The sequence below is a fragment of the Streptomyces sp. NPDC059002 genome, assembly GCF_042740435.1.
Lineage (GTDB): Bacteria > Actinomycetota > Actinomycetes > Streptomycetales > Streptomycetaceae > Streptomyces.
On record NZ_JBHYJI010000108.1, the window covers coordinates 1 to 12,399 of the forward strand.

Genomic DNA, 12,399 nt, shown 5'->3' on the forward strand with positions numbered 1-12,399 from the left:
CACGAGGGGGACCGCGGCCGGACGGTCGGCGCCGCCCGCCATCGCCCCCGTCCGGCCCTCGGGGCCGTACTGCGCGAGCGTTCCCATAAATTCATGGGCGCTCCTATTCAAATTTGACTAGGCTGACTCGTGTGGCCGAGAAAACCATTCCCCTCCTCCCGTGCCAGGCGATCCAGCCGGTGGTCGACTTCTACACCGCGCTGGGATTCGAGACGACATTCCTCCAGAAGAGCCCCTATCCGTACGCCGTCGTCGAACTCGGCACCGTCGAGCTCCAGTTCTTCCAGGTGAAGGGGTACGACCCCAAGGCGTCCTACTCCGGGTGCTACGTCCTCACCGACGACGTCGAGGCACTGCACACCGCCTTCCGCGCCGGACTCAAGGCGACGTACGGCAAGATCCCCAGCCGCGGACTGCCCCGCATCGGACCCCTGAAGGACATGTCCTACGGAGTGCGGCAGTTCCTGATGACCGACCCCGGAGGCAACAGCATCCGCGTCGGGCAGGCGATCAGCGAGGACCAGTCGATGCGTCCCGCGCCCAAGGAGACCTTCGCGCGGGCCCTGCACATGGCCGACCTGTTCGCCGACTCCAAGGAGGACCTGCCGGGCGCCGCGAAGATCATCGACCGGGCGCTCGGCCTCACCGACGAGCGGCCGACCCCCGAACAGGAGGTGCGCCTGCTCGTCCTGCGCGGCGACATCGCCCAGCGGCTCGGCGACGACCCCCTCGCCGAGCGCCTCCTCACCCGGGCCGCCGGCATCGAACTCACCGACGAGGAACGGGAGTCGGCGCACGACGCCCTGGCGCGCCTCGCCGAACTGCGCGACTAGCGCGGCCGGTCCGCACACGTCGGCCGGTCCGCACACGTCAGGGCGCCGTCAAAGTCCCCGCTCACGGCGCCAGGGCCGCGTCAAGGCCCGTGTCCTCGGCGCCGCCCGGGGGAGCCGGTGAGGCACGCTCCCCAAGGGCGTCCGCCCGGGAGACCGCCCCGCTGGACCAGGAGATGAGCGGCGGAGCCATGAGTGACGTACGACCCGGAAAGCTGAAGGTCTATCTGGGGTCGGCCCCCGGCGTCGGCAAGACCTACCGCATGCTCGACGAGGCGCACCGCAGGGCGGCCCGCGGCACCGACGTGGTCGTCGGCGCCGTCGAATGCCACGGGCGCCCGCACACCGAGGCGATGCTCGCGGGCCTCGAGGTCCTGCCGTCCGCACGAGGCGGCCTGGACCTCGCGGCCGTGCTCGCCCGCCGCCCGCAGCTCGCGGTCGTCGACGACCTCGCGGACGCCAATGCCCGGGGCGGCGGCGGCCGTTCGCCGCGCTGGCAGGACGTCGAGGAGCTGCTCGCGGCCGGTGTCGACGTCGTCACCGCCGTCGACATCCGGCACCTGGAATCCCTCAACGACGTCGTCGAGAAGATCACCCGGGTGTCCGTCACCGAGACCGTCCCCGACCGGGTGGTCCGCCGCGCCCGGCAGATCGAACTGGTCGACATGGACCCCGAGGCGCTGCGCCGCCGCATGGCGCACGGCGACATCCACGCCCCCGAGGACGTGGACGCCGCCCTGGCCCACTACTTCCGTCCCGGCAACCTCACCGCGCTGCGCGAACTCGCCCTGCGCTGGCTCGCGGGACACGTCGACGAACAGCTCAAGCGCTACCGCTCCGAACACGGCATAGAGGGCGTCTGGGAGACCCGCGAACGCGTCGTCGTCGCGCTGACCGGCGGCCCCGAGGGCGAGACCCTGATCCGCCGCGCCGCCCGCATCGGCGACCTGCCCCGCACCCTCGGCGCCCCGCACGCCGCGGGCGACCTGCTCGCCGTGCACGTGGCCCACAGCGACGGCCTCGCCGCCGGGGCCTCGCACGCCTCACTCGCCCGGCAGCGCCGTCTCGTGGAGAGCCTCGGCGGCAGCTACCACTCGGTCGTCGGCGACCATGTCCCCACCGCCCTGGTCGAGTTCGCCCGCGCGGAGAACGCCACCCAGCTCGTCCTCGGCACCAGCAGGCGCGGCCGCCTCGAACGCTTCCTGACCGGCAGCGGCATCGGCGAGACCGTCGTCGCCCTCTCCGACGACATCGACATCCACATGGTCACGCACGAACGCGCGGGCCGCGGCCGGCTGTTGCCCTCACGGCGCCGGACGCTGCCGCACTCGCGCCTGGTCGCGGGCCCGGTCGCCGGACTCGTCCTGCCGCTGCTGCTCACCCTCGCGCTCGACGCGCTGCGCGGCACCCTGAACCTCACCAGCGAGGCGCTGCTCTTCCTGCTCACCGTGGTGGGCGTGGCCTGCATAGGCGGCGTGGCCTCCGCCGTGATCGCGTCGGTCACGGCATCGCTGCTGCTCAACTACTGGTTCATGCCGCCGGTGGGCCACTTCACCTTCGGCGACCCCAACGGCATGGTGGCGCTCGGCGTCTTCGCCGTCGTCGCGGCCACCGTGGCCGCCGTCGTCGACCGCTCCCTGCGGCTCTCCCGGCGCTCGGCACGGGCCACCGCGGAGGCCGAGACGATGTCCTCGCTCGCGGGCAGCATCGTCCGCGGCGACCAGGCGATTCCCGCGCTCCTCGAACGTACGAGAGAGACCTTCGGCATGGACTCCGCCGAGCTGGTCGACGAACTCCCGCGCGGCGACGGCGCGTTGGTGACCGTGCCGGTCGGCACCGGCTCCTTCCTCGTGCTGCGCGGGCGCCCGCTGCCGTCCTCCGCGCGCCGCGTCCTCGCCGCGTTCGCCGCCCACGTCGGCGCCGCCGTCGAGCGCGCCAGGCTCGCCGAGGCCGCCGCCGAGGTCGAGCCGGTCAAGGCCGCCGACCGGATGCGCACCGCGCTGCTCCGCGCGGTCGGCCACGACCTGCGCACCCCGCTCGCCGCGGGCTGGGCCGCCGTCGCCTCGCTGCGCAGCCGCGACGTGCAGTTCTCCGAGGAGGACCGGGACGCGCTGCTCGCCACCGCCGACGAGTCCCTCGCCAAGCTGGACCGCCTGGTGGAGAACCTGCTCGACCTGAGCCGGCTGCAGGCGGGCGCGCTCACCCTCAAACTGCGGGCCACCGCCCTGGAGGAGGTCCTCGCGCCCGCGCTCGACTCGCTGCCCGAGGGCGGGCCCGGCATAGAGGTGCAGAACGTGGACGGCCTGGCGAGGATCCCCGCCGTCCTCGCCGACCCGCCGCTCCTGGAACGCGTGATCGCCAACCTGATGGGCAACGCGGCCCGCCACTCGCCGCCCCACGAACGCGTCCTGGTCTCCGCGAGCGCGCTCGCGGACCGCGTCGAAGTGCGCGTCGTGGACCGCGGTCCAGGGCTGCCGCCGACCGGCCGTGAGCAGCTCTTCGAGCCGTTCCAGCGGCTCGGCGACACCGACAACAACACCGGCCTCGGCCTCGGTCTCGCGCTCTCGCGCGGTCTGACGGAGGCCATGGACGGCACGCTCACCCCGGAGGACACCCCGGGCGGCGGGCTCACGATGGTGCTCTCGCTGCCGTGCGCCGCCCGGCCCCGCGACGCCGGCGTCAGCCGACGTGCACCCGCGGCCGCCGTGCCGGATCCGGCTCGGCCCGGCGCAGCACCTCGCGGGTGACCGGCGCGACCTCGCCGTCGCCGAAGACGAGGAAGCGGAGCAGATGGCCGAACGGGTCGCCCTCGGTCCAGTTGAAGTAGGCGTGCGGCACCTGGCCGGTGCGGTCGCGGATCTCCATCAGGACGGCCGCGATGGTGTTGGGCACCCCGGGCCCCGCCACGCGCAGCCTGCGCGCACCGTGCTTCTTGTCGCCGTGGACCGTCAACTCGGTCGTGAAGTCGGAGGAGTTGTGGAGGATGATCTCCAGGAACAGCACGGGCTTCCCGCCGGGGATGTGGGTCTGCTCGCGCTGGCTGTACTCCTTGGCACGGTACTCGGCGGTGGTGCGCTCCTGCGGATCGTTGGCGATGATCCGCACCGGACCCGACGCGGCGACGTCGTCGATGAGCCGGGCCGCCGCCTCGTCGAACACCACGCCCGCCGCCCGCAGTTCGAAGGCCCGGTGCACGCGCGAGGCGAAGGAGGTCAGCAGGATGCCGAGGATGAACAGCGTCGCGATCTTGATGCCGTCGGGCCGCTCGATGACGTTCGTGACCAGGGTGTACGCGAACACCGCGGTGATCAGGCCGAAGCCGATGGTGGCCGCGCGGTGTCCCCGGTGGCGCACGGCGACGGTCGAGGCGAAGGAGGCGGACAGCATCAGGACGAGGACGCCGGTGGCGTACGCGCCGCTCTGCGCGTCGACATCGGCGTTGAACCACAGGGTGATGCCGATCGCGATGGCCATGAAGACGAGGACCAGCGGCCGCACCGCCCGCGTCCACTCGGGAGCCATGCCGTAGCGGGGCAGATAGCGCGGCACGATGTTGAGCAGACCGGCCAGCGCCGAGGCCCCGGCGAACCACAGGATGGCGATCGTCGAGACGTCGTAGGCCGTGCCGAACACCTCGCCCAGGTGCTTGTGCGCCAGATAGGCGAGCGCCCGCCCGTTCGCGGGGCCGCCGCTCTTGAAGTCGTCCTGCGGGATCAGGATCGTCGTCGCCAGGCTGGAGGTCAGCAGGAAGCAGCTCATGATGAGCGCCGCCGTGGTCAGCAGCTTGCGGGTGTCCCTGATCCGGCCCGCGGGATGCTCGTACGTGTCCGAGGCGTCGCCCCGCACCTGCGGCATCACCGCGACACCGGTCTCGAACCCGGACATGCCGAGCGCCAGCTTGGGGAAGACGAGCAGGGCCACGCCGATCATGGCGAACGGCGACCCGTGCTCGGCCGTCATCGCGCCCCACCAGTCCTCGACGTGCACCGGCTCGGAGAGCACCAGCCAGACCGTGGTGACCAGGACGACGAGGTTGAGCGTGAGGAAGATGCCGACCAGCGCCACGGCAACGCCGATCGCCTCGCGGAACCCCTTGAGGAAGACCGCGCCGAGCCCGGCGACGAGGACGAGGGTGATCAGGACGTTCTCGCCGTGCAGCCAGTGCGGGGCGAAGGGGTTCTCCACGACGTGCGCGGAGGCGTCGGCCGCGGACAGCGTGATGGTGATGATGAAGTCCGTGGCGGCGAAGCCGAGAAGGACCAGCACGAAGATCTTCCCCGACCACCAGGGCAGCAGCCGCTCCAGCATGTGGATCGAGCCCTCGCCGTGCGGCGACTCCTTGGCCACGCGGCGGTAGACGGGCAGCGCGCCGAGCAGCGTCAGGGCGACGAGGACGAGCGTGGCGAGCGGCGAGAGCAGTCCGGCCGCGAGGGCCGCGATGCCCGGCTGGTAGCCGAGCGTGGAGAAGTAGTCCACGCCGGTCAGGCACATCACGCGCCACCACTTGTGGCCCTCGTGCTCGGCGGGCGGGGTGCCGTGCGGTCCCTGGTGCCGCGACGAGCGATCGGTGAGCCCTTCGAGGAGCCAGGCACGCAGGCGATGCGGGGACGTCACGACCATGCCCACATCGTCACCCCGAGGCGTCAAAAGTGCGTGAAGACCGGGCCGTTACGCGCGAAGAACGCGCAAGGAAAGCGCTTTGCCGACCAGAACCGGACAGAACCTGGGCGCACCTGCCCACATTCGGGCCCGGCCGCCCCGCTGCGCGCCGGATCCGTCAGCCCCGGCCTCCGCGCGGTCCGCCCGCTCCGGAGCCCGGGACTCCAGAAGGAGTACGCATGTCCGTCCTGACCTCCGAGCCGGGAACCGCACCCCTCGACGAGGAACCGCCCGATACCGGCGAGCGCCACCGGCTCACCGCCGTCACGGGCCTCGCCGCGCTGTCCCTGGACGCGATGGCCTCCGTCGCCTACGGCCCCGAGGCGATCGTCCTCGTGCTGGCCGCCGCGGGCGGCTACGGACTCGGCTTCACCCTTCCCGTCACGATCGCGATCGCCGCCCTGCTCGCGGTCCTCGTCGCCTCCTACCGGCAGGTGATCGCCGCCTTCCCCGACGGCGGCGGCTCCTACGCCGTGGCCAAGACCCACCTCGGCCGCCGCACCAGCCTGGTCGCCGCGGCATCGCTCGTCCTCGACTACGTCCTGAACGTCGCCGTCGCCGTCACCGCCGGCGTCGCCGCCCTCACCTCGGCCTTCCCCGAGCTGTACGGCGAGCGGCTGTGGATCTGCCTGGCCGTGCTCGTCCTGATCACGGGCATCAACCTGCGCGGCATCGTCGACTCCGCGCGGGCCTTCATCGCCCCGACCGCGATCTTCGTCCTCTCGATGCTCACCCTGATCGTCGTCGGCCTCTTCCGCTCGTCGCCCGTCAGCACCGAGGCCGCGCAGGGCCACGCCTCGGTCGTCGCCGACAACGCCACCACCGTCGGCGCCCTGCTCCTGCTGAAGGCGTTCGCCTCCGGCTGCTCCGCGCTCACCGGCGTCGAGGCCATCGCCAACGCCGTGCCGTCCTTCCGCACCCCGCGCGCCAAGCGCGCCCAGCACGCCGAGATCGCCCTCGGCGCCGTGCTCGGCGTCATGCTGATCGGCCTCGCCGTGCTGATCTCCCGCTTCCACCTCCAGCCGGTCGAGGGCGTCACCGTCCTCGCCCAGCTCGCGGACGCCTCCCTCGGCCACAACTGGGCCTTCTACGTCATCCAGTTCGCGACGATGATCCTGCTCGCCCTCTCCGCGAACACGTCCTTCGGCGGCCTGCCCGTCCTCCTGAAGCTGCTGGCCCGCGACAACTTCCTGCCGCACGTCTTCGCCCTCAAGGCCGACCGCCAGGTCCACCGGCACGGCGTCCTCACCCTCGCCGGGATCTCCGCCGCCCTCCTCGTCTTCTCCGGCGGCGACACCAACACCCTCGTACCGCTCTTCGCGATCGGCGTCTTCGTCGGCTTCACCATCGCCCAGACCGGCATGGTCATCCACTGGCGCCGCGAGCGGGGCCCGCGGTGGCGGGGCAAGGCCGTCCTCAACGGCCTGGGCGCCGTCCTCACCGGTGTCTCCGCGGTCGTCGTGACCGCCACCAAGTTCCACGACGGCGCCTGGCTGATCGTGGTCGCCCTGCCGCTCCTGGTCGCCGCCTTCGAGACGGTCCACCGGGCGTACTCCCGCATCGGCGAGCGCCTCGGGCTCGGCCGCGTCCCGGAGTGCCCGCACCGCGACCGCTCCCTCGTCGTGGTCCCCGTCTCCTCCCTGTCCCGCCTCACCAGCGAGGCCCTGACCGCCGCCGTGTCCCTGGGCGACGAGGTCCGCGCGGTGACCGTCTGCCACGCGGACCCGGACGACCGTGCGCAGGTGGAGGCCCTGGAGCGCGACTGGGCGCTGTGGAACCCCGGCGTCGACCTGGTGCGCATCCCCTCCGAGCGCCGCACCCTGGGCCGCCCCATCGCCGCCTATGTACGCCAGGTCGCCGCGGCCGAGCCCGGCACCCGTGTCACCGTGCTGATCCCCGAGGTCGAGCCGGCCCGCGCCTGGCAGCGGATCCTGCAGAACCAGCGTGGTGCCGTGGTGGCCCATGCGGTCCGCAGGGACACCGACGCCGCCATCTGCCGCCTGCGCTTCCGGCTCTCGTAAGAGACCCGTCAAGACGCCTCTTGACGCCGTATGGACGGCGTCAACGACGAAGGGATCCGGCCGAAACAGCGGTTTCCTCTAAGCGTCAGACCCAGTAGTTCATCCATCCACTTCCTTCAGGAGCTCACGATGGCCGACGTGGCCTTCGTCGTCACCACGATCGCGATCTTCGCGCTGGTGGCACTTGTCGCCAAGGGGGTGACCAAGCTGTGACTGCCGAGAACATCGTCGGCCTCGTCGTGGCCGTCGCCCTCCTGGGCTATCTCGTCCTCGCCCTCGTCTTCCCGGAGAGGTTCTGAGCACAGATATGAGCCCCGTTCTTGCTGGTGTGCTGCAGCTGCTCGCGCTGATAGCGGCGCTGGCCCTCGCATACCGCCCGCTCGGCGACTACATGGCCCACGTCTACTCGTCGAAGAAGCATCTTCGTGCGGAGAAGTGGATCTACAAGGCCATCGGCGCCAACCCCGACACCGAGATGCGGTGGCCCGCGTACCTGCGCGGCGTCCTCGCCTTCTCCGCGGTCGGCGTCCTCTTCCTGTACCTGCTGCAGCGTCTGCAGGGCTCGCTGCCGGGCTCGCTCGGCTTCAAGGCGATCGACCCGGACCAGGCGTTCAACACCGCCGCCTCGTTCGTGGCGAACACCAACTGGCAGTCGTACTACGGCGAGCAGGCCATGGGCCACGTCGTGCAGACCGGCGGCCTCGCCGTGCAGAACTTCGTCTCGGCGGCCGTGGGCATCGCCGTGGCGGTGGCCCTGGTCCGCGGCTTCGCCCGCTCCCGCACCGGTGAGCTCGGCAACTTCTGGGCCGACCTGGTGCGCGGCGTCGTCCGCATCCTGATCCCGATCGCCGTGATCGGCGCGATCGTCCTGGTCGCCTGCGGCGCCATCCAGAACTTCTCCGGCATCCACGAGGTCGGCCAGTTCATGGGCGGCAAGCAGGAGTGGAACGGCGGCGCGGTCGCCTCCCAGGAAGTCATCAAGGAACTGGGCACCAACGGCGGCGGCTACTTCAACGCCAACTCCGCCCACCCCTTCGAGAACCCCAACGGGCTCTCGAACCTCTTCGAGGTCTTCCTGATCCTCGTCATCCCGTTCGCGCTGACCCGCACCTTCGGCAAGATGGTCGGCTCGGTCAAGCAGGGTTACGCGATCCTCGCCACGATGGTGACGATCTGGATCGGCTTCACGGCGCTGATGATGTGGACCGAGTTCCACCACGGCGGCCCGGCCTTCGACATCGCGGGCGGCGCGATGGAGGGCAAGGAGACCCGCTTCGGCATCGGCGGCTCGGCGATCTTCTCGGTCGCCACCACGCTGACCTCGACCGGCGCGGTCAACTCCTTCCACTCCTCCAACACCGGCTTCGGCGGCGGCATCGACATGCTGGGCATGCAGCTCGGCGAGATCGCCCCCGGCGGCACCGGATCCGGCCTCTACGGCATGCTGATCATGGCGATCATCGCGGTGTTCATCGCGGGCCTGATGGTCGGCCGTACGCCGGAGTACCTGGGCAAGAAGATCGGCACCCGCGAGATCAAGTTCGCGGCCTGCTACATCCTCATCACGCCGGCCCTCGTCCTCGGCTTCACGGCCGTCGCGATGGCCCTGCCCACGCCGGGCAACTCGATGACGAACAGCGGCGCGCACGGCTTCTCCGAGATCCTGTACGCCTACACGTCCGGCGCCAACAACAACGGTTCGGCCTTCGCGGGCCTGAACGCCGACACGCAGTGGTTCAACAGCACGATCGGCATCGCGATGCTGCTCGGCCGGTTCCTGCCGATGGTGTTCGTCCTCGCGCTCGCCGGCTCGCTCGCCGAGCAGAAGCCGATCCCGGAGACCGCGGGCACCCTGCGTACCGAAAAGCCGCTGTTCACCGGTCTGCTGGTCGGCACCATCATGATCATCACCGGTCTCACCTACTTCCCCGCCCTGGCGCTGGGACCGCTTGCCGAGGGGCTGGCGTCATGAGCACAAACACCAAGAAGCAAGACGGGCAGGAGACGGACGAGCACGGTGGCGGCGGGGTCGCGACCCTCGCCCCCCACCAGGACGTCCCCACCGGCCACAAGTCCGCCGAGGACGGCCGGGTCGGCGCGGGTCTCTTCGACCCGGCCCAGCTGGTCAAGTCGCTGCCGGACGCGATCCGCAAGCTGCACCCGCGGGTCATGGTCAAGTCCCCGGTCATGTTCGTGGTCCTGATCGGCTCGGTGGTCACCACCGTGCTCGCCGTCAAGGACCCGTCGGACTGGTTCGGCTGGGCGATCACCGCCTGGCTGTGGCTGACGACGATCTTCGCGAACCTCGCGGAGGCCGTCGCCGAGGGCCGCGGCAAGGCCCAGGCCGACACCCTGCGCAAGGCCAAGACGGACACCGTCGCGCGCCGTCTCAACGGCTCCACCGAGGAGTCGGTGCCCGGCACCGAACTGCGCATCGGCGACCTGGTCGTCTGCGAGGCGGGCGACATCATCCCCGGCGACGGTGACGTCGTCGAGGGCGTGGCCTCCGTCGACGAGTCCGCGATCACCGGCGAATCGGCCCCCGTCATCCGGGAGTCGGGCGGTGACCGGTCCGCCGTCACGGGCGGTACGAAGGTCCTCTCCGACCGCATCGTCATCAAGATCACGACGAAGCCCGGCGAGACGTTCATCGACCGCATGATCAACCTGGTCGAGGGCGCGGCCCGCCAGAAGACGCCCAACGAGATCGCGCTGAACATCCTTCTCGCGTCCCTCACCATCGTCTTCCTGCTGGCCGTCGTCACCCTGAAGCCCTTCGCGATCTACGCCGGGGCCGACGACCAGACCTCGATGATCGTCCTGACGGCGCTGCTCGTCTGCCTGATCCCCACCACCATCGGCGCCCTGCTCTCCGCCATCGGCATCGCGGGCATGGACCGCCTGGTCCAGCGCAACGTCCTCGCCATGTCCGGCAGGGCGGTCGAGGCCGCGGGCGACGTCTCGACGCTGCTCCTCGACAAGACCGGCACCATCACCCTCGGCAACCGCCAGGCCGCCGAGTTCGTGCCGGTGCGCGGCACCACCGAGGCCGAGGTCGCCGACGCCGCCCAGCTCTCCTCGCTGGCCGACGAGACGCCCGAGGGCCGCTCCATCGTCGTACTCGCCAAGGAGAAGTACGGCCTGCGCGAGCGCCACCAGGGCGAGCTGACCGGCGCGGAGTGGGTGCCGTTCACGGCGCAGACCCGCATGTCGGGTGTCGACGTCGACGGACGCAAGGTGCGCAAGGGCGCGACCGGTTCGGTCATCGCCTGGGTCAAGGAACGTGGTGGCGAGGTCGCCGAGGATGCACAGGAACTCAACGACCGGATTTCACAGGCTGGTGGCACGCCGCTCCTTGTGGCTCTGGAAGACGCTGACGGTGCGCGTGTCCTCGGGGTGATCCACCTCAAGGACGTCGTCAAGGAAGGCATGCGCGAGCGGTTCGACGAGCTGCGCCGCATGGGCATCAAGACCGTCATGATCACGGGTGACAACCCGCTGACCGCCAAGGCGATCGCGGACGAGGCGGGCGTGGACGACTTCCTCGCCGAGGCCACGCCCGAGGACAAGATGGCGCTGATCAAGCGCGAGCAGGCCGGCGGCAAGCTGGTCGCGATGACGGGCGACGGCACCAACGACGCCCCGGCCCTCGCGCAGGCGGACGTGGGCGTGGCCATGAACACCGGCACCTCGGCCGCCAAGGAGGCCGGGAACATGGTGGACCTGGACTCCAACCCGACCAAGCTCATCGAGATCGTCGAGATCGGCAAGCAACTCCTCATCACCCGGGGCGCGTTGACGACCTTCTCGATCGCCAACGACGTCGCGAAGTACTTCGCGATCATCCCGGCGATGTTCGCCGTCGCCTACCCGAGCCTCGACAAGCTCAACATCATGAACCTGTCGTCGCCCGAGTCCGCGATCCTGTCCGCGGTCATCTTCAACGCGCTGATCATCGTCGCGCTCGTGCCGCTCGCCCTGAAGGGCGTGCAGTACCGGCCGATGAGCGCCGACAAGATGCTCCGGCGCAACCTCGGCATCTACGGCCTCGGCGGGCTCATCGCCCCCTTCATCGGCATCAAGATCATCGACCTGCTCCTCTCCCTCATCCCCGGGCTGCGTTAATTAGAAAGCGGTGCTGATCCGCCATGAACAACTCCGTAGGAAACTCCGCCCGGTTGATAGGGGCAGGCCTCCGCGCCCTGCTCGTCCTGACCGTGATCTGCGGCGTCATCTACCCGCTCGCGGTGACCGGCGTCGCCCAGGCCCTCTTCAACGACAAGGCCAACGGCTCCGAGGTCGAGGCGAACGGCAAGGTCGTCGGCTCCGAACTCATCGGCCAGCGCTACGACCTGCCCCTGAAGAAGGGCCAGGAGACGGCGGAGCCGGACCTCAAGTGGTTCCAGCCGCGCCCCTCCAACGGCCTGGGCGAGAACAGCGTCAACACCCAGTACAAGCTGATCCTGTCCGGCGCCACCAACCTTTCGGGTGACAACAAGGACCTGATCCAGCAGGTGAAGGACGCCCAGGCGGCCGTCATCAAGGACAACTCCACGCCCGGCCACCCGATCAAGCCCTCCGACGTGCCCGCCGAGGCGGTCACCTCCTCCGGCTCCGGCCTCGACCCGCACATCTCCCCGGAGTACGCCGATCTCCAGGTGCACCGCATCGCGGCGAAGAACCACCTGAAGGCCGAGCAGGTCCAGAAGCTGGTCGACGAGCACACCGACGGCCGGATCCTCGGCTTCGTCGGCGAGCCGCGCGTCAACGTCCTCCAGCTCAACATCGCCCTCAAGGAACTGACCGAGAAAGGCTGATGGGCTGAGCTGATGGGCTTAACCGTCAAGGGCGGGAGCCGACGGCCCGGGCAGACGCCCGGAGCCGTCGGC

Annotated in this window: 9 protein-coding genes; 8 read left to right on the plus strand and 1 reads right to left on the minus strand. The window is 70.5% G+C overall.

Going from position 1 to position 12,399, the window contains the following annotated elements; genetic code table 11:
* Positions 1 to 131 precede the first annotated feature (131 nt).
* Both ACFWZ2_RS42475 and ACFWZ2_RS42480 read left to right on the plus strand, forming a co-directional pair.
* The gene (locus tag ACFWZ2_RS42475; protein WP_384555166.1) at positions 132 to 833 is read left to right on the plus strand and encodes a bleomycin resistance protein; all 702 of its coding nucleotides are present in this window, start codon (positions 132 to 134) and stop codon (positions 831 to 833) included.
* Between the two features lie 188 nt (positions 834 to 1,021).
* Positions 1,022 to 3,577: an ATP-binding protein gene (locus ACFWZ2_RS42480; protein ID WP_384555167.1), complete on the plus strand. Its 2,556-nt coding sequence runs from the start codon at positions 1,022 to 1,024 to the stop codon at positions 3,575 to 3,577.
* Here ACFWZ2_RS42480 and ACFWZ2_RS42485 read toward each other — a convergent pair.
* Positions 3,510 to 5,450 (minus strand): amino acid transporter, encoded by a 1,941-nt coding sequence (locus tag ACFWZ2_RS42485; protein WP_384555168.1) that lies wholly within the window; start codon positions 5,448 to 5,450, stop codon positions 3,510 to 3,512. The genes ACFWZ2_RS42480 and ACFWZ2_RS42485 overlap by 68 nt on opposite strands.
* 218 nt (positions 5,451 to 5,668) lie before the next feature.
* Between ACFWZ2_RS42485 and ACFWZ2_RS42490 the strand changes: the two genes are divergently transcribed.
* Genes ACFWZ2_RS42490 through ACFWZ2_RS42515 form a run of 6 tightly spaced genes read left to right on the plus strand, consistent with a single transcriptional unit; the run spans position 5,669 to position 12,327 of the window.
* Positions 5,669 to 7,510: an APC family permease gene (locus ACFWZ2_RS42490; protein ID WP_384555169.1), complete on the plus strand. Its 1,842-nt coding sequence runs from the start codon at positions 5,669 to 5,671 to the stop codon at positions 7,508 to 7,510.
* Between the two features lie 30 nt (positions 7,511 to 7,540).
* Positions 7,541 to 7,723, plus strand: coding sequence for a hypothetical protein (locus ACFWZ2_RS42495; RefSeq protein WP_384555170.1), 183 nt, complete (start codon positions 7,541 to 7,543; stop codon positions 7,721 to 7,723).
* Entirely contained in the window at positions 7,720 to 7,809 is a 90-nt protein-coding gene (kdpF, locus tag ACFWZ2_RS42500; protein ID WP_033264828.1) for a K(+)-transporting ATPase subunit F, read from the plus strand. The genes ACFWZ2_RS42495 and kdpF overlap by 4 nt, the downstream gene beginning before the upstream one ends.
* An 8-nt stretch (positions 7,810 to 7,817) precedes the next feature.
* A complete protein-coding gene (gene kdpA / locus ACFWZ2_RS42505; protein ID WP_384555171.1) occupies positions 7,818 to 9,482 on the plus strand; it encodes a potassium-transporting ATPase subunit KdpA in 1,665 nt (554 codons plus the stop codon).
* Complete coding sequence (gene kdpB, locus ACFWZ2_RS42510; RefSeq protein WP_384555172.1) at positions 9,479 to 11,635, plus strand: potassium-transporting ATPase subunit KdpB; 2,157 nt, start codon at positions 9,479 to 9,481, stop codon at positions 11,633 to 11,635. The genes kdpA and kdpB overlap by 4 nt, the downstream gene beginning before the upstream one ends.
* A 23-nt stretch (positions 11,636 to 11,658) precedes the next feature.
* On the plus strand, positions 11,659 to 12,327 hold the full coding sequence (locus tag ACFWZ2_RS42515; protein ID WP_384555173.1) for a potassium-transporting ATPase subunit C: 669 nt from the start codon (positions 11,659 to 11,661) through the stop codon (positions 12,325 to 12,327).
* Positions 12,328 to 12,399: the final 72 nt, after the last annotated feature.

Bases quoted from the DNA above. Each gene is read 5' to 3' on its own strand.
- ACFWZ2_RS42480 (WP_384555167.1), top strand. From the start codon at position 1,022: ATGAGTGACGTACGACCCGGAAAGCTGAAGGTCTATCTGGGGTCGGCC.
- ACFWZ2_RS42485 (WP_384555168.1), bottom strand. From the start codon at position 5,450: ATGGTCGTGACGTCCCCGCATCGCCTGCGTGCCTGGCTCCTCGAAGGG.
- ACFWZ2_RS42490 (WP_384555169.1), top strand. From the start codon at position 5,669: ATGTCCGTCCTGACCTCCGAGCCGGGAACCGCACCCCTCGACGAGGAA.
- ACFWZ2_RS42495 (WP_384555170.1), top strand. From the start codon at position 7,541: ATGGACGGCGTCAACGACGAAGGGATCCGGCCGAAACAGCGGTTTCCT.
- kdpA (WP_384555171.1), top strand. From the start codon at position 7,818: ATGAGCCCCGTTCTTGCTGGTGTGCTGCAGCTGCTCGCGCTGATAGCG.
- kdpB (WP_384555172.1), top strand. From the start codon at position 9,479: ATGAGCACAAACACCAAGAAGCAAGACGGGCAGGAGACGGACGAGCAC.
- ACFWZ2_RS42515 (WP_384555173.1), top strand. From the start codon at position 11,659: ATGAACAACTCCGTAGGAAACTCCGCCCGGTTGATAGGGGCAGGCCTC.